Here is a 23,804-nt window from a genome sequence, read left to right as displayed (position 1 = left end):
CTTACTCCACTTCATATAAATAAATTTTCCAAACAGATTGTGAATCTTCGAACGTTCTCAACAATCGGAGATGAATTTCCTTCGCGTTCATGATTGGAACGGAAGAGAAAATATAGCGTCCTCCCATCTGCTTAAACACTTTCGTATTGATATCGAAATGATGAATTTTTTTATGCGATGTTTTGCGGAACATATAATGCTTGCCAAGCTCGGCGGAGAACAGGTAGACGCGATTGCCCCAATGATCAAAGTAATCTTTAAGAACAGGGCTTTTATCGAGCTCTTTGGCGATAATTTTGCGAAATTGATGTTTGTAAGACAACGGATAAAAATTGTTATACGTATCAAGCGTGTAAAACCCGTTATATTGCGCGATCGCCGGATGGAGTCCGACGCTGGCGACGCGATAGGAACTTTGCGGTTTGCCGATATATTGTTTGATTTCGTTAAACAAATGTTCTGCGTAAAATTCTTTAAACGAAGGCGTCCCGATGAGGCGGTAGCGAATCTCTTCGTTAAAGCCGCCAAGAATCAATAGCTGCAGCGCCAAGGCGACAGGAACAACGCGCCGCCATCGGATTCCCCGTTTCCAAAGAATTTGCAGCGCCAACGCAAAATCTAAATAGATGACCATTGGCCGCAAAAAATGGAACCGGGCAAAGTTAAACGTATTTAACAAAGAAAAGTGTTCTTTTAACGGCTGCCATCCTTTGTAAAACCAAAACGCGTACCATGTCGACAAGACAAAATTCAGCACAAACAAGAAAAGAAATCGCTTTTCGAGCGTTTCGCTTCGTTTTGCCAAAGCGAAAAAGAAAGCGATCCATAAAATAGGAAGAATGACAAACGTATGCACGGTCATCACATGCGTATGGCCAAGCAAGTAGTTTTTGAACGTAAGCCGCACGCAATGAAGAAAACTGAGCCGCGAAGAAAGAAATTCGTTTCGGCTTGTCGGTTCTTCGCCAAATACGAGCGAATAAACGAGACGATATTCAATTGCCAAAAAAATGCCTGTCATCAACGCAATCGCACCAAAAAACGGCCAGTTCCACCGTTTTTGGACGATGACGTCGCGCAGCCATAGCAGTCCCATTGCGGCAAGAAAGAAGAAAAATCCGAGCACGAAACTTGCGTAAAACGGTAACAGCACAAGAACAAGCCATTCTTTCCATGTCGCTTCGCCTTTCCGGATCGTTAAAAACGCCCATAGCGCCAGCGGCATGCCGAGTGTGCTCAACATCCCCGACGGCCAAAACGGAGTGAGAGCGAATGCCAATGACGCGCCGACGCGAATAAGATAAGACTCTTTATTTGGAAGGAAGTGCCTTTTTAACAACACATACATGCCGATAAACGCGAAAACGCGGGTGATCGTCTGGCTAAGCGCATATGCGACCATCGAAGGAAACAGGGCATGGAGCCAAACGATGCCGCTGAATTCTGTGCCAAACGCGTTGCGCGGAAGCCCGTTAATCACTTGCGGAATCGTCGCGTTAATCGGGCCGAACAGCTCACCGCTTCGCGTCAGCACTTTATACCAAGCGATGTTTGAATCCATATTGTCATGTACCCGGATATGCGCGTTTTCTCCTAGTATATAAAGCGGAGAAAGGTAAACAGCTAAAAGAAGCAAAGCGATCCCGATCGCCGTTCGTTCGTTTCGCTCCATTATTGTTCCGCTCCTTTTTGATGCAGCTTCAGTAAAGCATCGTTCATTATAAATAACGATCATTAAAAAATAATAAAAAATCAATGAAGAAAATGTAAAGGAATGTTGCCCACAAAAAAACTCCTGTTCTCGAAAAGAGAAAGGAGTTTTTTGAAATGATGAGAATTACGGAAACAAACTCATAAAGTGGCCGAGTCTGCGGCGTTTCGGTTTTTGTTTGGCGTTTTCCGCTGCGCCCGCTTGTTCTTTATTCGCGTTTTCTTCTAATTTGGCAATGCGCTGTTCGAGTGTGTGAAGATGGGAAGCTAATTCTTCGATTTCTTGACGATGCTGGAGAAGCTGAACGGAAACGACATCATCGGCTTTTTGGTCAAGCGTGTGTTCGATGTGCTGGAGGCGGGAGGCAAGCTGATTGTAAACGGCAACTAGCGCTTCAGCGGAGAATTGGTTTGGCGGATCTTGACTGTCGCGTTGCTCCAATGCCGCTCCTTGTTCAAATTTAATTTGTTCGAGCAAAGAGACCGCTTCGGCGTCGAATACGTAGTGGCCCGCTTCGTTTTTTTGGCATGGGATATGGTATTTTTTTACCCAGCGCTGAATCGTTTTCGGCGATACCCCAAGGCGTTTCGCGACATTGCTTGTTTTTAATTCCATATACACGATTCCTCCTTTTTCATCTTGTTTTATATCATTTTCCACCGCGGCGGAAATTCCTTTCAGCTTGACAAAACTAGTGCGGATTCGGCAAAGAAAGTCGTGATGCGGAACCGTTCGGCATCCATTGGCAAAAGATGCTGAAAAAAATATGCGTGCGATCATAGGATTTATGGCAACGATTTGATAGAATAAAAAATAAAGGATCGCGAATATAGCGAGGTGATGGCGGTATGTCCATATGGGTGTTGGAAGTGCTCAAAGGCGTTTTGCGGCTATTTGTGCAGCCGTTGTTTTACTATGGAATAGTGCTGGCGCTTGTCGCCGGATGGCAGCGTGTAAAACGGGAAAGAAAACATTTTCATATTCGCGTATACAGTCCGTTTCATGAAAGCAAGTTTTTTTGGCGAAGCGGCCTTGCCGCCGGGCTGATTTTATCGCTAGTGGCTGTCGCTGCCGGCGTCGCGTTTCCGCGCGATGCCGTTTCGCTCATTGCGCTTGTGACGATCGCGTTTGGATTGACGTTGCAAATGCGGCTGCTTTCTCCAGCGTATACGGTAGGCACAGCGTTGTTGATTGTTAGTTTTCTAGCAAATAACAAAGAAGTCTTCCCAGCTTTGAAACGCTTTTTTCCCGAGCTTGGCGAGACGAATATGGCGGCGCTCGCGATTTTGCTCGCTTTATTGCTTTTTGTAGAAGCGTGGCTTATTTTGCGTAACGGCGCCATCGAAACGTCTCCGCAGCTGGCAAAAAGCAAGCGCGGATTTGTTGTTGGAGAGCATTGGTCACAGCGGCTTTGGTTCGTTCCCGTATTGCTTCCGGTTGCCGGGGAACTTCCGCCCCCATTTTCATGGTGGCCGTTGTTTCCTTATGACGGGGATGCTTATTCGTTGATGCTTGTGCCGTTTTTCATCGGATTTTCCCAGCGCGTGCAAGGAACGCTTCCGAAAGCGTCGATTCATTTTACCGGCCAAAAAGTGATGATGCTCGCATCGATCGTTAGCTTGTTTGCCGTAGGCGGATATTGGTATGCGCCGCTTTCCATAGTTGCGGCGGCGCTTGCCTTGATCGGAAGGGAATGGCTTGCTTTCTATGTGCATCGGCAAGACCGTTTGAAACCTCCGCATTTTTCGAAACGTGAACATGGCCTTGTCATTTTAGGCATTCTTCCGCACTCGAAGGCGGAAAAAATGGAACTGCAAATTGGCGAAGTGATCACGAAAGTGAACGGGATGCCGGTAAAAACGGAAACGGAATTTTACGAAGCGTTGCAACGAAACCGGGCATTTTGTAAATTAGAAGTAGTGGATGAAAACGAAGAAGTTCGCTTCGTCCAAGGGGCGTTATATGAAGACGAACATCATGAGCTTGGGCTATTGTTTGTCAAAGAGCGGGAAAAATGGGCGTTAGAAGCCGTCTAATAAGGGGATTTCATATGTGGTTTATGATTGCGTTAATTGTGCCATGTTTGCTTGTGCTGTTGTTTACCCGCGTGACGTACAATCATTATATCGGAACGTTATTGACAGTCGCGTTGCTCGTCGCTTCCTATTTTAGAGGATACACGGACGAGCTGCATGAAATTTTGGCGGATATCGTATCAACGACGGTTGGGTTTTTGTATGCGGAAAAAATGGTAAAGCGGTTAAAAAAATAATCGCACAACGTACGGTTATGTTCGATCGCGGCGAACGGCAACAATGCCGTTCGTTTTTTCATTGGAAGTCGTTTTCTATTTTGGAACGAATATAAGTTCGCTTTTTTATGCATCTTTTTTGCTGATGTGCTACAATGAAAAATAAGGATGAAATGAAACAGGAGGTCGAATCGGTGGGAGACCGTTTTGAGTTAGTGTCGGCGTATAAGCCGCAAGGAGACCAGCCACAAGCGATCGCCAAATTGGTCGAAGGCATTCGCAAAGGAGTAAAACACCAAACGCTGTTAGGGGCAACAGGGACGGGAAAGACGTTTACGATTTCGAACGTTATTAAAGAAGTAAACAAACCGACGCTTGTCATTGCCCACAATAAAACGTTAGCGGGGCAATTGTACAGCGAGCTGAAGGAGTTTTTCCCGAACAACGCCGTTGAATATTTTGTCAGCTATTATGACTATTATCAGCCGGAGGCGTATGTGCCGCAGACGGATACGTATATTGAAAAAGACGCGAAGATCAACGACGAAATTGACAAGCTGCGGCACTCGGCGACATCGGCGCTGTTTGAGCGACGCGATGTCATTATTGTCGCCAGCGTATCATGCATTTACGGGTTAGGATCGCCGGAAGAATACCGCGAACTTGTCGTGTCGCTGCGCGTCGGCATGGAAATCGAGCGCGACGTTTTGCTGCGCCGTCTTGTCGATATCCAATATGAACGGAACGACATTGACTTTCAACGCGGAACGTTCCGGGTTCGTGGAGATGTCGTTGAGATTTTTCCTGCTTCCCGGGACGAGCATTGTATTCGCGTTGAATTTTTTGGCGATGAAATTGATCGCATTCGCGAAGTCGACGCGTTGACGGGGGAAATCATCGCGGAACGAGAGCATGTCGCGATTTTTCCGGCTTCCCACTTCGTGACGCGGGAAGAAAAAATGCGTTTAGCGATCGAAAATATTGAAAAAGAGCTAGAAGAGCGGTTGCGCGAATTGCGGGAACAAGGGAAACTGCTGGAGGCGCAGCGGCTTGAGCAGCGGACGCGCTACGATTTGGAGATGATGCGGGAAATGGGATTTTGCTCGGGAATTGAAAACTATTCCCGCCATTTGGCGCTCCGTCCGCCAGGCTCGACGCCGTATACGCTGCTTGATTATTTTCCTGACGATTTTTTAATTATCGTCGATGAATCGCATGTGACGTTGCCGCAACTCCGCGGCATGTACAACGGAGACCGGGCGAGAAAGCAAGTGCTTGTCGACCATGGCTTCCGCCTGCCGTCTGCGCTTGATAACCGCCCGTTGACGTTTGAGGAGTTTGAACAAAAAATCAACCAAATCATTTATGTTTCCGCTACTCCTGGTCCGTACGAGCTCGAACATAGCCCGGAAGTCGTCGAGCAAATTATTCGTCCGACGGGGCTTTTGGATCCGACGATCGATGTCCGCCCGATTGAAGGGCAAATCGACGATTTAATCGGGGAAATTCAGGAGCGCGTAAAGCGGAATGAACGGACGCTCGTGACGACGCTGACGAAAAAAATGGCGGAAGATTTAACCGATTACTTGAAAGAAGTCGGCATTAAAGTCGCGTATTTGCATTCGGAAATTAAAACGCTCGAGCGCATTGAAATCATTCGCGATTTGCGGCTTGGCAAATATGATGTCCTTGTCGGGATCAACTTGTTGCGGGAAGGGCTGGATATTCCGGAAGTATCGCTTGTCGCGATTTTGGATGCGGATAAAGAAGGATTTTTGCGCTCGGAACGTTCGCTCATTCAAACGATCGGCCGCGCGGCAAGAAACGCGAATGGTCATGTCATTATGTACGCCGATACGATGACGAAATCGATGGAAATTGCGATTAATGAAACGAAACGGCGCCGCGCGATTCAAGAGGCGTATAACCGTGAGCACGGCATTGTGCCGCAGACGGTGAAAAAAGAAATCCGCGATGTCATCCGCGCGACATATGCGGCGGAGGAAAAAGAAACATACGACGCGAAACCGTCTTACGGCAAGATGACGAAGAAAGAACGGGAAAAGCTGATCGCCGATTTGGAAAAAGAAATGAAAGAGGCAGCAAAGGCGCTCGATTTCGAGCGGGCTGCCCAATTGCGCGATATTATTTTCGAGTTAAAAGCGGAAGGATGATTGTGGATCTATGGCAACTGATAAAATCATCGTCAAAGGCGCGAGAGCCCATAATTTAAAAAATATCGACGTCGAAATTCCCCGCGATAAGCTCGTCGTGTTAACGGGGCTTTCCGGTTCGGGGAAATCGTCGCTTGCGTTTGATACGATTTACGCGGAAGGACAGCGGCGCTACGTTGAATCCCTTTCAGCGTACGCTCGCCAGTTTTTAGGACAAATGGATAAGCCGGATGTCGATGCGATTGAAGGGCTGTCGCCGGCGATTTCGATCGACCAGAAAACGACGAGCCGCAATCCGCGTTCGACCGTCGGAACAGTCACGGAAATTTACGATTATTTGCGGCTTTTGTTCGCCCGCATCGGCCGCCCGGTTTGTCCGGAGCACGGCATCGAAATTACATCGCAGACGATCGAACAAATGGTCGATCGGCTTCTTGCCTATCCGGAACGGACGAAAATGCAAATTCTCGCTCCCATCGTTTCCGGCCGGAAAGGGACGCATGCGAAAACGCTGGAAGATATTCGCAAACAAGGGTATGTGCGCGTGCGCGTCGACGGGGAAATGCGGGAGCTTACGGAAAATATTGAGCTTGAGAAAAATAAAAAACATTCGATTGAAGTCGTCGTCGACCGGATTATCATCAAAGACGGGATTGCTTCGCGTTTGGCGGATTCGTTAGAGACCGCTTTAAAGCTTGCGGACGGAAAAGTGCTGATTGATGTCATTGGCCAGGAGGAACTGCTGTTTAGCGAAAAACATGCATGCCCGTATTGCGGCTTTTCGATTGGCGATCTTGAGCCGCGCCTGTTTTCGTTTAACAGCCCGTACGGCGCCTGTCCGGATTGCGACGGCCTTGGCGCGAAGCTTGAAGTCGATCCCGATTTAGTCATTCCAAATGATGAGCTGACATTACGCGAACACGCGATTGCTCCGTGGGAGCCACAAAGCTCGCAATATTATCCGCAGCTGTTGGAAGCGGTGTGCAACCATTACGGCATCGACATGGATGTGCCGGTAAAAGACTTACCGAAGGAGCAGCTCGATAAAATTTTATACGGCAGCGGCGGTGAGAAAATTTACTTCCGTTACCAGAGCGATTTCGGGCAAATTCGCGAGCAATATATCGTTTTTGAAGGGGTTATTCCGAACGTGGAGCGCCGCTACCGTGAAACAAGTTCGGATTATGTTCGCGAACAAATGGAAAAATATATGGCGCAGCAGCCATGTCCGACGTGCAAAGGGAACCGTTTGAAAAAAGAAAGCCTCGCCGTGCTCGTCGGCGGCAAACATATCGGCGAAGTGACGGCCCTGTCGGTGACGGAGGCGCTTGCGTTTTTTGAAAACTTGCAACTAAGCGAAAAAGAACAGAAAATCGCCCATCTCATTTTGCGCGAAATCCGCGAGCGCCTCGGTTTTTTAAAGAACGTCGGCCTCGACTATTTAACATTAAACCGCTCCGCCGGAACGCTTTCCGGCGGAGAAGCGCAGCGCATTCGCCTTGCGACGCAAATCGGCTCGCGATTGACCGGGGTGCTTTACGTTTTGGACGAGCCGTCGATCGGGCTGCATCAGCGCGATAATGACCGTTTGATCGCGACGTTAAAAAGCATGCGCGATCTCGGCAACACGCTTATTGTCGTCGAACATGACGAAGATACGATGCTTGCCGCCGATTATTTAATTGATATCGGGCCGGGCGCGGGCATTCATGGCGGCCGAGTCGTTGCTGCAGGAACGCCGCAAGAAGTGATGAACAACCCGGACTCGCTCACCGGGCAATATTTATCGGGGAAAAAATTTATCCCGATTCCGAGCGAGCGCCGCAAACCAGATGGGCGCTGGATCGAGATCGTCGGTGCGAAAGAAAATAACTTAAAAAACGTGTCTGTCAAAATTCCGCTCGGTACGTTTGTCGCGGTCACCGGCGTATCCGGTTCCGGAAAAAGCACGCTTGTGAACGAAGTTTTATATAAGGCGCTTGCGCAAAAACTGCATCGCGCCAAGGCGAAACCGGGCGAGCATAAAACGATGAAAGGGCTTGAACATTTAGACAAAGTCATTGACATTGACCAATCGCCGATCGGCCGCACGCCTCGCTCCAACCCGGCGACATATACGGGCGTGTTTGATGATATTCGCGAAGTGTTTGCGGCGACGAACGAAGCGAAAGTGCGCGGGTATAAAAAAGGCCGCTTCAGCTTTAACGTCAAAGGCGGGCGATGTGAAGCGTGCCGTGGTGACGGCATTATTAAAATTGAAATGCACTTTTTGCCTGATGTGTACGTTCCGTGTGAAGTGTGCCATGGCAAACGGTATAACCGCGAGACGTTGGAAGTGACATACAAAGGAAAAAATATTGCGGAAGTGCTCGAGATGACGGTGGAAGACGCGCTGGAGTTTTTCGAAAATATCCCGAGAATTAAACGAAAATTGCAGACGCTGTATGATGTTGGCTTAGGGTACATGAAACTTGGACAACCGGCGACGACATTGTCGGGAGGGGAAGCGCAGCGTGTCAAATTAGCTGCCGAATTGCACCGCCGTTCGACAGGCCGGACGCTCTATATTTTAGACGAGCCGACGACCGGGCTTCACGTCGACGACATTGCCCGGTTGTTGAAAGTGCTACAGCGCTTAGTCGATAACGGAGATACTGTTCTTGTCATCGAGCATAACCTCGATGTCATTAAAACGGCGGACTACATTATCGATCTTGGGCCAGAAGGCGGCGAACAAGGAGGGCAAATCGTGGCAACGGGAACGCCGGAAGAAGTTGCCGAAGCAGAAAACTCCTACACCGGCCGCTATTTAAAACCGATTTTGGAGCGCGACCGCGAACGAATGCGGGCGTTGTATGAAACGGCAAGGGCATAGCCTTTGCCGTTTTGTTTTTCTCTAAAGCGTGATGACTTCCTATGAAACTTTTCATGACCGCGGTCGTATATAAAAACAAAAGGAGGAATTTTTCGTGAATTCCAGCAAAGTGCTCGCGTCATTATGTTATTTCAGCATTCTTTTTGCCGGTTTTATTTTTCCAATTATCGTTTATTTTGTTACCGATGATAAAGAAGTGAAAAAACATGCAAAAAGAGCGTTTCTTTCCCATTGCATTCCGGCTGCCACGATTGCCTTTTTTATTATTTTGGGCATTTCTATGGGGGCTATGCAGCAATATAGCGATGTTTCTTTTTTCGTAGGAGGCGGGCTTGTATGGATCGGTTTTGCCATCGCAGGAATCGTTAACTTGGTCATCGTAGTTTGGAATATTGTTCAAGGAATTCGCGTGTTAAAATAAAAAAAGCACCGATGGAAGAGAAAAAAACGCATATTAAAAATGGTGCAAGAAGGGAAACTTACAGTTGAAGAGGCGTTTACGATGTTCGAGCGGTTAGACGAACAAAAAAGCAACATCGGCTTGCTTGATCGGCTTCATATGTCCGAGTTTCATTCGAACGAGAAACAGCATTCCGCAAAAATGGATTTGCTGAAATTTTTAGATACGACCGTAATGCGCGGATTCGAAAGCGGGCTCTGTTCTCTGCAAATGTAGAAGAAGGGTTATGAGCAAATCGAAGATCATTATGAAAAAGACGGTGATAGTAGATGATTAATTGGTTAATTGGCGTATTTGTGAATACCGTTTTATTGATGGCCATTGACGGATATTTTGATTCCGTTCGATTTAGCAGCATTGGCGCCGCTTTTATTGCGAGTATGATTTTATCCATTTTAAATGTTGTCGTGCGCCCCGTTTTCATTTTGTTAACATTGCCTGTGACGATTTTGACGCTCGGATTATTTTTGTTCGTCATTAACGCTATTACGTTGCTGATGACGGCAGCGTTAATGGGTGATGCTTTCGAAATTGACGGATTCGGCACGGCGCTTCTTGCTTCGATCGTTCTTTCCTTTTTCCATTTGCTCATTCAAAAAGCGATCATTGAACCGTTGCGGCAAAAATAATGTTTGAGTCGAGTGGACGATACGACGCCTATTAATGTAGCAATCAAATTGCGGCACAAATAAACGTTTGAGGCGGAACAAAGGCATCCGCCTCTTTTTATTCGGGTCGATGTTTTCCTTTCAATGCAAGAAAGAAAAGTGCTAAAATGGAAAAAGACGAAGAAAGGAGAGAAATGCCGACATGCCGAAAGTGCGCACAAAAGATATTATCGAAAAGTTCCAGCTGGAATTGGTGAGCGGCGCGGAAGGAATTTACCGTCCGATTACGACGAGCGACTTGTCCCGTCCCGGCATTGAAATGGCGGGCTATTTCGCGTATTATCCGGCCGAGCGGATTCAGCTGTTAGGCAGAACGGAGCTTTCGTTTTATGAAACGTTAAGCCCAGAGGAGAAAAAAGTAAGAATGGAGCGGCTCTGTACCGATATTACTCCAGGAATTATCGTATCGCGCGGGCTGGAAGTTCCGCCGGAATTGATTGAAGCTTCCGAGCGGCAATCGGTGCCGGTAATGCGCTCGACGATGAAAACAACACGTCTTGCGAGCCGTTTGACGAACTATTTAGAAAGTAAATTGGCGCCGACAACGGCGGTTCACGGTGTGTTGGTTGATGTTTACGGCGTCGGGGTATTAATCACCGGAAAAAGCGGAGTTGGCAAAAGCGAAACGGCTCTTGAATTAGTAAAACGCGGTCATCGTCTCGTCGCGGACGATTGTGTTGAAATTCGCCAAGAAGATGAAGGGATGCTCGTTGGCAGCGCGCCGGAGCTGATTGAGCATTTACTGGAAATTCGCGGATTAGGCATTATTAATATGATGACATTGTTTGGCGCCGGAGCGGTGCGGACGCATAAACGCATTTCATTAGTGATCGATTTGGAACTTTGGGATCCGAATAAACAATACGATCGTCTCGGGTTGGACGAAGAAAAAGTAAAAATTTTGGACACGGAATTGCCGAAATTAACGATACCGGTGCGTCCGGGACGAAATCTAGCTGTGATTGTCGAAGTGGCGGCGATGAATTTCCGCTTGAAACGAATGGGAGTGAACGCGGCGGAGGAGTTTTCCGCGCGCCTGACCGATGCGATTGAAGATGGCGAGCATGATTATGAATAACAGTTAGGAGGAGAATCGATGGAGTCGACGATTCAACCGCTAGACCGTGTTTTTTTGCACCTTGGCCCGATCACGATTTATTGGTATGGTGTCATTATCGGAACGGGTGTGTTGATCGGATTGTGGCTGGCGACGAGGGAAGGAAAGCGGCGCGGACTCCCGCAAGAAACGTTTGTCGACCTCGTTTTGTTCGCGGTGCCGATCGCGATTTTATGCGCGCGCGCCTATTATGTAATTTTTGAGTGGAGTTATTATTCGAAACATTTATCGGAAATCCCGAAAATTTGGAAAGGCGGTCTCGCCATTCATGGCGGATTGCTTGGCGCAGTCGCGACAGGAATCGTCTTTGCGAAAGCGAGGGGGCTTTCGTTTTGGAAACTCGCGGACATTGCGGCGCCAAGCATTATTTTAGGGCAGGCGATCGGGCGCTGGGGCAATTTTATGAATCAGGAAGCGCACGGCGGCCCGGTGACGCGAGAGTTTTTGGAAAGTTTGCATTTGCCGGATTTTATTATTAATCAAATGTATATTAACGGTCAATATTACCATCCGACGTTTTTATACGAATCGCTTTGGGATGTTGCCGGGTTTTTGCTGCTGCTGTGGCTGCGGCGCGTCAATCTGCGGCGCGGCGAATTGTTTCTCAGCTATTTAATTTGGTATTCGATCGGGCGGTTTTACATTGAAGGAATGCGCACCGATAGTTTGATGCTGACAAACGATCTTCGCATCGCGCAAGTCGTTTCCGTTATGCTTATTATCCTTTCGGTATGTTTATGGATATTTCGCAGAAAGAAAGGATTGGCAAAGGAGCGGTATAACGATTAGAAAAGGGGAGAAGAGACATGGTTGGAATATTACGGCGGGGGCTTGCCGTTGGTCTGCAAACGACATGGACGCTTGGAAAAGTGATTTTTCCTATAACGCTCATCGTGTCCATTTTGCAGCATACTCCTGTATTGCAATGGATCATTCAGCTTGTCGCTCCGTTGATGAAATGGATCGGGCTTCCGGGAGACGCGGCGATCCCGCTTGTGATCGGCAACTTATTAAACTTGTACGCGGCAATTGGCGCGATTTTAACGTTGGATTTAACGGTAAAAGAAGTATTGATTTTAGCGGTAATGCTTTCGTTTTCCCACAATTTGCTTATCGAGTCGACCGTCGCCTCAAGAACGGGAATGAGCATTGCGTTAACGGTCGTCGTTCGCCTCAGTTTGGCGATCATTGCCGCGCTGCTGATTCATCATCTTTGGCAAGGAGGAAGTGAGCCGGCGCAATATGGCTTTGTTTCCAATTCTTCGGAACAGCTGACGAACTGGGGCGCTATTTTGCTTGCCGGGGTGAAAAAAGCGTGCCTTGGGATCTTGCAGTTGGCGTTGATCGTGATTCCGCTGATGATCGGAATTCAAATATTGAAAGAGTTAAAGTGGATTCATGTTTTTTCGCGCTGGATGGCGCCGTTGACAAAAGCGCTCGGCATGAAAGAAAACACTTCGTTGACATTGGCGGCTGGTTTGCTGTTCGGTCTAGCGTACGGCGCAGGCGTTATGATTCAGGCGGTAAAAGAAGACGGGGTATCAAAGCGTGATTTGACGCTGGCGTTTATTTTTCTCGTATCTTGCCATGCGGTTGTCGAAGACACGCTAGTGTTTGTGCCGCTTGGGATTCCAGTGTGGCCGCTGCTTATCATCCGCTTGACTACCGCCATTTTATTAACGATGCTTGTCAGCTTTATTTGGAATCGCGTGGAGGAAGCAAAAAGGAAGGAAGCGACGTTATGAATATTCGCACGATATTATTTGACCTCGATGGAACGTTGATCGATACAAACGAATTAATTATTCAGTCGTTTTTGCATACGTTGGAAAAATATTATCCGGGAAAATATACGTGCGAGGATGTCCTGCCGTTTATTGGCCCTCCGCTTGATGAAACGTTCAACGCATTGGATCCGGCGCGCGCGCAAGAAATGATCGATACATATCGCTCCTTCAATCACGCGCAGCACGACGCGCTCATCCGCGAATTTGAAACGGTGTATGAAACGATCGTAACGCTATACAAAAACGGGTTTCGCCTCGGCGTCGTGACGACAAAAATTCATCAAACAGCAGTGATGGGATTAAAGAAAACGAGACTAGAACCGTTTTTTGACTGCGTCATCGGTCTTGATGACGTCAAACATGCGAAGCCGGATCCGGAGCCGATTTATAAAGCGCTCGATTTGCTGCGATCCACGCCGGATGAAGCGTTAATGGTCGGCGATAATTATCATGATATTTTGGCTGGCAAAAACGCCGGCACGAAAACGGCAGGAGTGGCGTGGACGATTAAAGGGCGGGAGTACTTGGAACAGTACGAGCCAGATTTTATGCTTGAAAAAATGAGCGATTTATTGGCGATTGTAGGAGTGAAAAACGGGTGAGACGGACGACAAAATATCCGGTGTCAGGCGCAAATTCCTTGTGGCAAATTTATAAGACCGTTTCGTTTTGGAAAGTGCTCAAAAACGTGATCGTCATTCAAATCGGCCGCTATACGCCGTTTTTAGCGGTGAAAAACTGGCTGTACCGCACGTTTTTGCGCATGAAAATCGGGGAAAAAACGGCGCTTGCCTTTATGGTCATGCCGGATATTATGTTTCCAGAAAAAATCCAAATCGGCCGCAATTGCGTGATTGGCTACAATACGACGATTTTGGCGCATGAATATTTAATTGATGAATACCGTCTCGGCGATGTCGTGATCGGCGACGAAGTGATGATCGGCGCCAATTCGACCGTGCTTCCCGGCGTCGTCATTGGCGATCGCGCCGTTGTCGCCGCCGGCACGGTCGTTCATAAAGATGTGCCGGCGGGGGCGTTTGTCGCCGGCAATCCGATGCGCATCGTCTATACGAAAGAAGAAATGGAGCGGCGTCAGAACGAACAATAGAAGGAGCACCTTTTCAGCATGGTGCTCTTTCTTATAGGCGTAAATATCAAAAAATTCGTTATGCTAACGAAACAAAAGGAGGAAGAGAACGGCAAAACACGTTCTTCGTGTTTTTTATCGGCAACGGTGACCGCATTAGTATAACGATAATTTTTATCCACCAAATTGATTTAGAAAGGAATCAAAAAATCAGAAAAGGAATTTTCTATATAAAAGGGGATGATGAACAAGGAAATAAAATCGTACGGTTCCGTTAATGATCAGTCTTATCGTATCTGTGATCGTTACCGCCATTCAACAGTTGGCAAAAAACGATTTTTCACAACCATGAACATGAGAATAAGATATTTGTATGAAACGAAACAGCCTTTCTTTTTTCCTCTATCATTGGAAAGTTTTATAGTTGACGCGCGAGCGAATGAGGAGTAAACTACTAATAACTTCACTTCTCTACCATATTAGCAAACTAAAGTATTTGCCATAAAGGACGTGTGGGATATGTCGAAAAAATTGTTTATGTTTGAAAAACCTCTCGGCATGCGCGATACATTGCCGTTTTTATATGAAATCAAAAAACGCGTTCGCCAGGCGATGATTCGCGAAATTGAAACATGGGGATATGAATTGATCGAAACGCCGACGTTGGAATATTACGAGACGGTCGGCGCCGCCTCGGCGATTGACGATCATCAGCTGTTTAAGCTGCTTGACCAACAAGGACATACCCTTGTCCTTCGCCCCGATATGACTGCTCCGATCGCAAGGCTGGCTGCTTCCCGTCTTTATAAGGACGGCAATCCGCTCCGCCTTGCGTATAACGCGAACGTGTTCCGCGCCCAGCAGCGCGAAGGCGGGCGTCCGGCGGAATTTGAACAAATCGGCGTCGAATGCATCGGGGATGGCACAGTCGCGGCCGATGCAGAAGTCATCAGCGTCATGATCGCGGCGCTCAAGCAAGCCGGGCTGCGGCATTTTACAGTGGCGATCGGCCATATCGGCTACGTCAACGCTCTATTTTTAGAAATTTTAGGAAACGAAGAGCGCGCCAGCGTATTGCGCCGCTTTTTATACGAAAAAAATTACGTCGGCTATCGGGAACATGTCAAGTCTCTTCCTCTTTCTTCCATCGATCAAAAACGTTTACTGCAATTATTGCAGTTGCGCGGCAACGACCAGACGATGGAAAACGCCAGAGAGCTTGTCCATAGCGAAGAAGGAAAGCGCGCGGTCGACGAGCTTTGCGAACTTTCTAGCGCGCTGCGACTGTACGGTGTGAACGACGCAGTGAAAATCGATATGACGCTTGTCAGCCATATGAGTTATTATACGGGCATTTTATTTGAAGTATATGCCGAACATGTCGGCTTTCCGATCGGAAATGGCGGCCGCTACGACGAGCTGCTGGAGAAATTTTCGCGAAAAGCTCCGGCGACTGGGTTTGGCATTCGCGTCGATCGATTAATCGAAGCGCTCGGGGAAACGGAGGAAGAAGTGGCGATCGAGTGCATCGTGTTTAGCCAAGAGCGGTTCGCTGAAGCGCTTGAGCTTGCGAAAACGAAGCGGCAGGAAGGAAAGCGCGTCGTGCTTCAGCATATTTTAGGCATTCATGATATTGACGCATACAGCAAAAAATATCAGCCGATTACGTATTTGCTCGGCAGCGACGGAAAGGGGGAGTGAGCGGTGCTGACGATTGCGATGCCGAAAGGGCGGATTTTCGCTGAGGCGCTTGAGCTATTGCGGAAAGCGGGATATACGCTCCCGGCGGAATTCGCCGAGTCAAGAAAGCTAATGATCGAAGTGCCGGAAGAAAACATGCGCTTTATTCTCGCCAAGCCGATGGATGTCGTCACATATGTCGAACATGGGGTGGCCGATTTGGGTATCGCCGGCAAAGATGTCATGATGGAAGAAGAACGTGACGTATATGAACTTTTAGATTTAAAAATCAGCAAATGTCATTTGGCGGTGGCTGGCTTGCCGAACGGGCGCATGCCGCAAATCGCGCCGCGCGTGGCGACGAAATACCCGAACATCGCCTCGAGTTACTTTCGCGAACAAGGAGAGCAAGTCGAAATTATCCGGTTGAACGGCTCCATCGAGCTCGCTCCGCTCATTGGGCTTGCCGACCGCATCGTCGATATCGTCTCGACCGGGCGGACGCTGAAAGAAAACGGGCTTGTGGAGTTTGAGAAAATCGCTGACGTCACATCAAGATTAATCGTTAATCCGGTTAGTTATCGAATGAAAGACGAAGAAGTCGACGTGTTAGTTCGCCGTTTGTCAGAAGTCATTCCGCAATGAAGGGGAGGAAAAACGTGAAAGTCGAACGAGTGATAAGCCGTGTGTCATTGCGCCGCACGATTGAATCGGGGACGGAGGAACAGCGGCGCGCGGTGTTGGAGATTATTGCCGCTGTGCGCGCCCGCGGCGATGAGGCGCTGAAAAGCTATACGGAGAAATTTGATGGCGTGCGCCTCGATTCGCTGCGCGTGACAGACGAAGAAATCGAAACCGCGTATCAACATGTAAGCGAAGAAGCGCTTCGCATCATTCGCGAAGCGGCGGAAAACATTCGCGATTACCACGAGCGGCAAAAGAAGGAATCATGGATCACCGCGAAAGAAGACGGCACGATGCTTGGACAAAAAATAACGCCGCTCGATGCGGTTGGACTGTACGTTCCAGGTGGGACGGCCGCGTATCCGTCATCAGTGCTTATGAACGTCATTCCTGCCCAAGTGGCGGGGGTCAAACGAATCGTGATCACATCCCCGCCGAATAAAAACGGGACGCTCCCGGCCGGCGTGTTAGTCGCGGCTAACGAATTAGGCGTAAAAGAAATATATAAAGTCGGCGGCGCTCAAGCGATTGCCGCACTGGCGTACGGAACGGAAACGATTCGGCCGGTCGATAAAATTTTCGGACCGGGCAACATTTATGTAGCGCTTGCGAAACGGGAAGTGTTCGGGCAAGTGGCGATTGATATGATCGCTGGACCGAGCGAAATCGTCGTGTTGGCCGATGAAACGGCAAACGCGAACGAAATCGCCGCTGACTTGTTGTCGCAAGCTGAACATGATGAGCGCGCTTCGGCGATTCTCGTCACTCCGTCGATGAAATTGGCGCTCGCGGTCGCAAGCGAGGTCGAAAAACAGCTCGAAACGCTGCCACGCAAAGCGATTGCCGCTTCGGCGCTCAAAAATTACGGAGCCATTTATGTCACCGAAACGCTTGCGGAAGCGGTCGAAGTCGTCAATGAATTGGCGCCGGAGCATCTGGAAGTGATGACGGCCGAACCGATGCAGCTTCTTGGCCAAATCCGCCACGCGGGGGCGATTTTTTTAGGGCGCTTCAGCTCCGAACCAGTCGGCGATTATTTCGCCGGTCCGAACCACGTGCTGCCGACGAACGGTACGGCTCGGTTTTCGAGTGGATTAAGCGTGGATGAGTTTGTGAAAAAATCAAGCATCATTTTTTATAGCGAACCGGCGCTGAAACGAAACGTCGAAAAAATCGCGGCGTTTGCCAGACTCGAAGGGCTCGAGGCGCATGCTCGCGCCGTTGAGGAACGTTTCAAAAAATAAGGGGGACGTTTTTATGGAAAGATATGCTTCGATTTCGCGAAAGACGAACGAGACCGATATTCAGCTGACATTTGCGATCGACGGAGAAGGAAAAGCGGAGCTTCATACCGGCGTGCCATTTTTAACCCATATGCTCGATTTGTTTACGAAGCACGGCCATTTTAATTTAACCGTGACCGCCAAAGGCGATACGGAAGTGGATGACCACCATACGACCGAAGATATCGGCATTTGTCTCGGGCAGGCGCTGCGCGCGGCGCTTGGCGATAAAAAAGGGATTAAACGTTACGGCAACGCGTTTGTCCCGATGGATGAAGCGCTCGCCCAAGTCGTCGTCGATTTAAGCAACCGTCCGCACTTTGAGTTTCGCGGCGAGTTTCCAAGCGAAAAAGTCGGAACGTTTGATGTCGAATTAGTCCATGAGTTTTTATGGAAATTGGCGCTCGAAGCGCGCATGAATTTGCATGTCATCGTCCATTACGGGCGCAATACGCATCATATGATCGAAGCGGTGTTTAAAGCGTTAGGGCGCGCGCTCGACGAAGCGACGATGATCGATCCGCGCGTCAAAGGCGTTCCATCAACGAAAGGGATGTTGTGACGATGATTGGCATTATTGACTATGGAATGGGGAATTTATACAGCGTCAGCAAGGCGTTAGAGCGGCTTCGCTACGAGTACGTCGTTTCCGAGCAGCCAAATGAACTGAGACAAGCGAAGGGGCTTATTTTGCCGGGTGTCGGTTCATTTAAAGACGCGATGCATATTTTGCGGGAAACAGGGCTCGACAAGTTTATTCGCGAAGCGGTAAGTGAAGGAACGCCATTGCTTGGCATCTGCCTTGGCATGCAGCTGTTGTTTGAGGAAAGCGAGGAAAACGGTTTGACGGAAGGATTAGGGCTTCTTCGCGGCCGCGTCGTCCGCATTCCCGGAGTGACGGCGAGCGGCGAGCAATATAAGGTGCCGCATATGGGCTGGAACCGCCTCGTTTTTCGTCACCCATCCCCGCTTTTGCAAAACGTGGAAGAAGGGCATGTTTATTTCGTTCATTCCTATTATGTGGTGACAGACGATGACAGCATAGTGCTTGCCAGCAGCTTTTACGACGTCGAGGTGCCTGCTGTCGTTGGAAAAGGCAACGTGTACGGCACGCAGTTTCATCCGGAAAAAAGCGGAGAAGTCGGCATGAAAATTTTGCAAAACTACGCGGCGATCGTCGAAGGAAAGGGGAGGATGTGATGGCGGCGTTTACGATTTATCCGGCGATTGATATGCGCGGCGGCAAATGCGTCCGTCTTTTGCAAGGCGACTATAATAAAGAAACGGTGTATGGCGATTCGCCGGTCGAAATGGCCGCCTTGTTCGCCGGACAAGGAGCGGAATGGATTCATATGGTCGACTTAGACGGCGCGAAAGAAGGAAAACGAGTCAACGATCGGTTCGTCGTCGAAACGGCGAAACAGCTGCCGGTAAAAGTGCAAATCGGCGGCGGCATTCGCACAGAAGACGACATTGTCTATTATTTGGAAAACGGCGTTGCCCGTGTCATTTTAGGAAGCGCTGCGATCGCCAACCCTTCGTTTGTCAAGGAAATGTTGAAAAAATATGGCGAACGAATCGCCATCGGCATTGATGCGAAAGATGGATTTGTTGCGACGGAAGGGTGGCTTAACACATCGAATGTCAAAGCGACAGACCTTGGAAAAGAACTGGCGGAAGCTGGGGCGCAAACGTTTATTTTTACGGATATTGCGACGGACGGAATGTTGTCAGGTCCGAATATTCAAGCGGCCGTCGAAATGGCGCGCGCAACCGGAAAGCATGTGATCGCTTCCGGCGGCGTCCGTTCGCTCGAGGATTTAGTAGCACTGCGAAAACATGTTGGTGACGGCGTTGTCGGCGCGATCGTCGGCAAAGCGCTCTACACGAAGCAATTTACGGTTGCGGAAGCGCTGAAGGTGGTGCAAGAAGAATGATTACAAAGCGCATTATTCCTTGTTTGGACGTAAAAGATGGGCGCGTCGTGAAGGGAGTGCAGTTCGTCCAGCTTCGCGACGCCGGCGATCCGGTCGAACTGGCGAAGTTTTACGACGAGCAAGGTGCGGACGAGCTTGTCTTTTTGGATATTTCCGCCTCACACGAGGGACGCAGGACGATGGTGGAAGTCGTCGAGAAAGTTGCGGCACAATTGGCGATTCCATTTACGGTCGGCGGCGGGATCCATTCGCTGGATGATATAAAGACGATTTTGCGGGCTGGCGCCGATAAAGTATCGCTCAATACGGCCGCTGTCCGCAATCCGCAACTGATTACGGAAGGAGCGGACTTTTTCGGGGCGCAATGCATCGTTGTTGCGATTGACGCGAAATATGACGAGACGATTGGTTCGTGGCGCGTGTATACGCACGGCGGACGGAACGCGACGGATTTGGAAGTGGTCGAATGGGCGAAAGAAGCGGTCCGCCGAGGCGCGGGTGAAATTTTGCTGACGAGCATGGATTGCGATGGCGAAAAAAGTGGTTTTGATATTGCGCTGACAAGAGCGGTAAGCGAAGCGGTTTCCGTTCCCGTCATCGCCTCCGGAGGAGCTGGCAGCGCCGAACATTTTCTCGAAGCGTTCGTGGACGGAAAAGCTGATGCGGCGCTGGCGGCATCGATTTTTCATTATAAAGAAACATCGGTAAAAGAAGTAAAAGCGTATTTAAAAGAAAGAGGGGTAAATGTTCGATGAACCTCGCAAACATCCGATTTGACGAAAAAGGGCTCGTTCCGGCGATTGTCCAAGATGTGCAAAGCAAAGAAGTGTTGATGCTTGCCTATATGAATGAAGAATCGTTAAAAAAATCGTTGGAAACAGGAGAAACATGGTTTTATAGCCGCTCGCGCGGGGAGCTTTGGCATAAGGGAGCTACTTCCGGCAATACGCAGCGCATTGTCGACATGCGCTATGATTGCGACAGCGACGCACTCCTTGTGCTTGTCGAGCCGGCTGGGCCAGCTTGCCATACGGGAAGCTATTCGTGTTTTTCCAACCGCATTAACGGAGAAAAACGCGAAGCTTCGCCAAACCGTTTTGCGATTATCAACACGTTAGAGGAAATTATCGCGAAACGGGATGCCGAACGACCTGAAGGGGCGTATACGACGTATTTATTCGAGAAAGGCGTCGATAAAATTTTAAAGAAAGTCGGCGAGGAAGCGGCCGAAGTCATTATTGCCGCGAAAAACCGCAGTCATGACGAACTGAAATGGGAAGTTGCCGATTTATTGTATCATTTGCTTGTGCTGCTAAGAGAACAAAAACTTCCGCTTGATGCAGTGTTGCAAGTATTAACGGAGCGGCACAACGCCAAACAATAAACAATGGCGTCGAGCTGGCTTTTTCTTGAGCCAGCTTTTATTTTTTATTGTTTGCTTTTGCAAAGAATGTGGTATACTTTTTTCGGTAAATTCAACATAGATGGAGGATTCGATGGGAAAACAACTAGGGCCGAAACAGCGAAAAACAAAAATTATTCCATTTATTCGAAACGGCGAATACTATTTCAAAAAGGGAATGCAAGCGTATCAACATCGCGATTTGTATAAAGCAAAAAAATATTTTGAACGAGCCGTTCAATATGACGGAAACGATGCTACATGTGTATTGCAGCTCGCCTCTGTGCTCGCCGAGCTTGGAGAATACCAAGCCTCGAATCAATGGTTGTTCAAAATCGTTCACGAGTTGGATGAAACGATGCACGAATGTTTTTATTTTTTGGCGAATAACTTTGCCCATCTTGGATTGTTCCGCGAAGCGATGAAGTATGCGGAAATGTATTTGGCGCACGATCCAGACGGCTATTTTGCCGAGGATACAGAGGATTTGATGGAATTGCTGAAAATCGATCAAGAAGATGAAAACAGCGATGAACAAGACGATTTAATTACGTTGCAAGAGCGGGCGCGGTTTTTATTGGAAAAAGAAAAGTTTCCGGAAGCGATTCACCTGTTGGAAACGATCGTTGCCAACTATCCTGAATTTTGGTCAGCGCACAACAACTTGGCGCTCGCCTACTTTTATAACGGAAACGTGCAAAAGGCGCAAGAAATTATCGAACAGGTGCTGGAGCGAAACCCAGGTAATTTACACGCGCTTTGCAACCGCCTTGTCTTTTATTATTATTTGCGCGACGAACGGCAAGTAAAACGCCTTTCTGACCAGTTGGCATGCGTGCATCCGTTTTTTATCGAGCATCGTTATAAGCTCGGAGCAACATTCGCGCTTGTCGGCCGTTTCGACCTCGCTTTCAAATGGCTATACCATTTGTATAAAATCCGCTATGACGGAGATGATGCCTTTTATTATTGGCTTGCTTATGCAGCCTATTACACCGGCCGCGAAGAATTAGCGAAAAATGTTTGGGAGAAGGTCATAGAGGCAAATCCTAACAAGCGTGGAGAAGAACCGTGGGCGTTTTCCGGCCCGTCCGTTGATCCGGAGCTGCAAAAAATTATTCGCTGGTTTGACCGGACGAATATAGCCGAAATGTTATATGGGCTTTATTTGTTTAGCGAATCGCCGTATAAAAATGACCCTGCCGTTTCCATTGCGATTCGCCGTTATTTAGCTGATCATCCGCTCCTTAGCCAATTCGCGGATTATTTTCTGCTTCGCGAGGCGGAGAAGTCTCCTTCGCATATCGTCAATAGCCATATCATTATCAATGAGTTATCGGCGAAAAATGATTGGGCCGATGAGAGCATGTATATTGCGTGGTTTTCCGTCGTCGTGAACGCGTTTTCGACAAACGAGCGATTTTCTAACCATTCTGCTTGGTCGGCGGCGCTGGAGTATGTATGGCGGCAGCGGCAGGGGCAGCGCGTAACGCAAAAATCGATGGCAGATAAATATCATGTTTCATTATCAACGGTGAAAAAATATATAAAGAAAGTGAAAGAACTATTATCGTGAGCAAATTAATAGACGCCCATTCGCAACTTCTATACGATAATGGTGAAAGACTATCAATGAAGGAGTGGAACGACGTGTCAGAGGAAAAAATCTACGATGTCATTATCGCGGGAGCCGGACCAGCAGGGATGACTGCCGCTGTTTATACATCTCGCGCGAATTTATCCACGTTGATGATTGAGCGGGGTGTACCAGGCGGACAAATGGTAAATACGGAAGAAGTGGAAAACTATCCGGGATATGAGCAAATTTTAGGTCCGGAATTAGCGACGAAAATGTTTGAACATGCGAAAAAATTTGGCGCGGAATACGCATACGGCGAAGTCAAAGAAATCATCGACGGCGAAGCGTATAAAACGGTTGTCGTCGGCGATAAGCAATATAAAGGGCGCGCCGTCATCATTGCGACTGGCGCGGAATATAAAAAGCTCGGCGTGCCTGGCGAAGCAGAACTTGGCGGCCGCGGCGTTTCTTATTGCGCCGTTTGCGATGGCGCGTTCTTTAAAGGAAAAAATCTCGTCGTTGTCGGCGGCGGCGACTCCGCGGTGGAAGAAGGAGTATATTTAACCCGCTTTGCCAATAAGGTAACGATCGTTCACCGCCGCGACCAATTGCGCGCGCAAAAAATTTTGCAAGACCGCGCGTTTGCCAACGAGAAAATTGACTTCATTTGGAACCATACCGTCAAACAAATTAACGAAAAAGACGGAAAAGTTGGCAGCGTGACGCTCGTTCATACGCAAACAGGCGAAGAACGAGAATTTCCGTGCGATGGCGTGTTCATTTATATCGGCATGCTTCCGCTTTCAAAGCCGTTTGCAAACCTTGGCATTACAAACGAAAACGGATATATCGTGACGAATGAGCGCATGGAAACAAAAGTGCCGGGCATTTTTGCGGCAGGAGACGTCCGTGAAAAATCGTTGCGGCAAATCGTAACGGCGACAGGAGACGGAAGCATTGCGGCGCAAAGCGCGCAGCACTATGTGGAAGAGTTAAAGGAAAAATTAAACATAAAGTAATGAAATCGTAATCGAGGCTTAACCGAGCTGTAACACGTGTGAAATATTTTTTTTGTATGATAAAAGTAAGTAATTGACCCCCTTTTA

Annotated in this window: 24 protein-coding genes; 22 read left to right on the top strand and 2 right to left on the bottom strand. The window is 48.4% G+C overall.

All coding sequences use genetic code 11. From position 1 onward, the window contains the following. Position 1 precedes the first annotated feature (1 nt). Together BM278_RS06065 and BM278_RS06060 are read right to left on the bottom strand one after the other, a co-directional pair. Positions 2–1,672, bottom strand: a complete 1,671-nt coding sequence (locus BM278_RS06065) for a DUF6044 family protein (RefSeq protein WP_090948471.1) — start codon at positions 1,670–1,672, stop codon at positions 2–4. Positions 1,673–1,837: 165 nt separating this feature from the next. Then, entirely contained in the window at positions 1,838–2,326 is a 489-nt protein-coding gene (locus BM278_RS06060; RefSeq protein WP_090948521.1) for a MerR family transcriptional regulator, read from the bottom strand. A gap of 233 nt (positions 2,327–2,559) precedes the next feature. Between BM278_RS06060 and BM278_RS06055 the strand changes: the two genes are divergently transcribed. The 22 genes from BM278_RS06055 (at position 2,560) to trxB (ending at position 23,717) form a co-directional block, all read left to right on the top strand. Continuing rightward, complete coding sequence (locus BM278_RS06055; RefSeq protein WP_090948470.1) at positions 2,560–3,747, top strand: PDZ domain-containing protein; 1,188 nt, start codon at positions 2,560–2,562, stop codon at positions 3,745–3,747. 14 nt (positions 3,748–3,761) lie between these two features. Next, positions 3,762–3,983, top strand: a complete 222-nt coding sequence (locus tag BM278_RS06050) for a CsbA family protein (RefSeq protein ID WP_090948469.1) — start codon at positions 3,762–3,764, stop codon at positions 3,981–3,983. A gap of 173 nt (positions 3,984–4,156) precedes the next feature. Then, complete coding sequence (uvrB, locus tag BM278_RS06045; protein ID WP_090948468.1) at positions 4,157–6,136, top strand: excinuclease ABC subunit UvrB; 1,980 nt, start codon at positions 4,157–4,159, stop codon at positions 6,134–6,136. A gap of 10 nt (positions 6,137–6,146) precedes the next feature. Beyond that, complete coding sequence (gene uvrA, locus BM278_RS06040) at positions 6,147–9,011, top strand: excinuclease ABC subunit UvrA (protein ID WP_090948467.1); 2,865 nt, start codon at positions 6,147–6,149, stop codon at positions 9,009–9,011. A 94-nt stretch (positions 9,012–9,105) separates the two neighbouring features. After that, positions 9,106–9,432 carry a magnetosome magnetite crystal formation protein family gene (locus BM278_RS06035; protein WP_090948466.1) on the top strand — a complete coding sequence of 109 codons (327 nt, stop codon included), beginning with the start codon at positions 9,106–9,108 and terminating at the stop codon, positions 9,430–9,432. A gap of 30 nt (positions 9,433–9,462) precedes the next feature. Next, positions 9,463–9,687, top strand: coding sequence for a hypothetical protein (locus BM278_RS06030; protein WP_425272965.1), 225 nt, complete (start codon positions 9,463–9,465; stop codon positions 9,685–9,687). Positions 9,688–9,740: 53 nt separating this feature from the next. After that, positions 9,741–10,100, top strand: coding sequence for a phage holin family protein (locus BM278_RS06025; RefSeq protein ID WP_090948464.1), 360 nt, complete (start codon positions 9,741–9,743; stop codon positions 10,098–10,100). A 181-nt stretch (positions 10,101–10,281) separates the two neighbouring features. Beyond that, positions 10,282–11,217: an HPr(Ser) kinase/phosphatase gene (gene hprK, locus BM278_RS06020; protein ID WP_090948463.1), complete on the top strand. Its 936-nt coding sequence runs from the start codon at positions 10,282–10,284 to the stop codon at positions 11,215–11,217. 18 nt (positions 11,218–11,235) lie between these two features. Further along, positions 11,236–12,045, top strand: a complete 810-nt coding sequence (lgt, locus tag BM278_RS06015) for a prolipoprotein diacylglyceryl transferase (RefSeq protein WP_090948462.1) — start codon at positions 11,236–11,238, stop codon at positions 12,043–12,045. A 17-nt stretch (positions 12,046–12,062) separates the two neighbouring features. Then, the gene (locus BM278_RS06010; RefSeq protein ID WP_090948461.1) at positions 12,063–13,001 is read left to right on the top strand and encodes a nucleoside recognition domain-containing protein; all 939 of its coding nucleotides are present in this window, start codon (positions 12,063–12,065) and stop codon (positions 12,999–13,001) included. Further along, positions 12,998–13,645 carry a pyrophosphatase PpaX gene (gene ppaX, locus BM278_RS06005; protein ID WP_090948460.1) on the top strand — a complete coding sequence of 216 codons (648 nt, stop codon included), beginning with the start codon at positions 12,998–13,000 and terminating at the stop codon, positions 13,643–13,645. Before BM278_RS06010 ends, ppaX begins: the two co-directional genes overlap by 4 nt. Continuing rightward, complete coding sequence (locus BM278_RS06000) at positions 13,642–14,154, top strand: acyltransferase (protein ID WP_090948459.1); 513 nt, start codon at positions 13,642–13,644, stop codon at positions 14,152–14,154. The genes ppaX and BM278_RS06000 overlap by 4 nt, the downstream gene beginning before the upstream one ends. Before the next feature lie 498 nt (positions 14,155–14,652). Beyond that, the gene (locus BM278_RS05995; protein WP_090948458.1) at positions 14,653–15,834 is read left to right on the top strand and encodes an ATP phosphoribosyltransferase regulatory subunit; all 1,182 of its coding nucleotides are present in this window, start codon (positions 14,653–14,655) and stop codon (positions 15,832–15,834) included. 3 nt (positions 15,835–15,837) lie between these two features. After that, positions 15,838–16,458 (top strand): ATP phosphoribosyltransferase, encoded by a 621-nt coding sequence (hisG, locus tag BM278_RS05990; RefSeq protein WP_090948457.1) that lies wholly within the window; start codon positions 15,838–15,840, stop codon positions 16,456–16,458. Positions 16,459–16,472: 14 nt separating this feature from the next. Continuing rightward, positions 16,473–17,741, top strand: a complete 1,269-nt coding sequence (hisD, locus tag BM278_RS05985) for a histidinol dehydrogenase (protein ID WP_090948456.1) — start codon at positions 16,473–16,475, stop codon at positions 17,739–17,741. Between the two features lie 13 nt (positions 17,742–17,754). Further along, on the top strand, positions 17,755–18,342 hold the full coding sequence (hisB, locus tag BM278_RS05980) for an imidazoleglycerol-phosphate dehydratase HisB (protein ID WP_090948455.1): 588 nt from the start codon (positions 17,755–17,757) through the stop codon (positions 18,340–18,342). After that, the gene (gene hisH / locus BM278_RS05975; RefSeq protein WP_208601758.1) at positions 18,339–18,980 is read left to right on the top strand and encodes an imidazole glycerol phosphate synthase subunit HisH; all 642 of its coding nucleotides are present in this window, start codon (positions 18,339–18,341) and stop codon (positions 18,978–18,980) included. Before hisB ends, hisH begins: the two co-directional genes overlap by 4 nt. Next, a complete protein-coding gene (gene hisA, locus BM278_RS05970; protein WP_090948453.1) occupies positions 18,980–19,717 on the top strand; it encodes a 1-(5-phosphoribosyl)-5-[(5-phosphoribosylamino)methylideneamino]imidazole-4-carboxamide isomerase in 738 nt (245 codons plus the stop codon). The genes hisH and hisA overlap by 1 nt, the downstream gene beginning before the upstream one ends. Continuing rightward, a complete protein-coding gene (hisF, locus tag BM278_RS05965; protein WP_090948452.1) occupies positions 19,714–20,472 on the top strand; it encodes an imidazole glycerol phosphate synthase subunit HisF in 759 nt (252 codons plus the stop codon). Before hisA ends, hisF begins: the two co-directional genes overlap by 4 nt. After that, the gene (gene hisIE, locus BM278_RS05960) at positions 20,469–21,101 is read left to right on the top strand and encodes a bifunctional phosphoribosyl-AMP cyclohydrolase/phosphoribosyl-ATP diphosphatase HisIE (protein ID WP_090948451.1); all 633 of its coding nucleotides are present in this window, start codon (positions 20,469–20,471) and stop codon (positions 21,099–21,101) included. The genes hisF and hisIE overlap by 4 nt, the downstream gene beginning before the upstream one ends. Before the next feature lie 112 nt (positions 21,102–21,213). Next, on the top strand, positions 21,214–22,695 hold the full coding sequence (locus tag BM278_RS05955; protein WP_090948450.1) for a tetratricopeptide repeat protein: 1,482 nt from the start codon (positions 21,214–21,216) through the stop codon (positions 22,693–22,695). A gap of 56 nt (positions 22,696–22,751) precedes the next feature. Beyond that, on the top strand, positions 22,752–23,717 hold the full coding sequence (gene trxB, locus BM278_RS05950) for a thioredoxin-disulfide reductase (RefSeq protein ID WP_143093423.1): 966 nt from the start codon (positions 22,752–22,754) through the stop codon (positions 23,715–23,717). Positions 23,718–23,804: the final 87 nt, after the last annotated feature.

The organism is Parageobacillus thermantarcticus, from assembly GCF_900111865.1.
GTDB classification, from domain to species: Bacteria; Bacillota; Bacilli; order Bacillales; family Anoxybacillaceae; genus Parageobacillus; species Parageobacillus thermantarcticus.
This window is presented reverse-complemented; position numbering and strand designations above follow the sequence as displayed.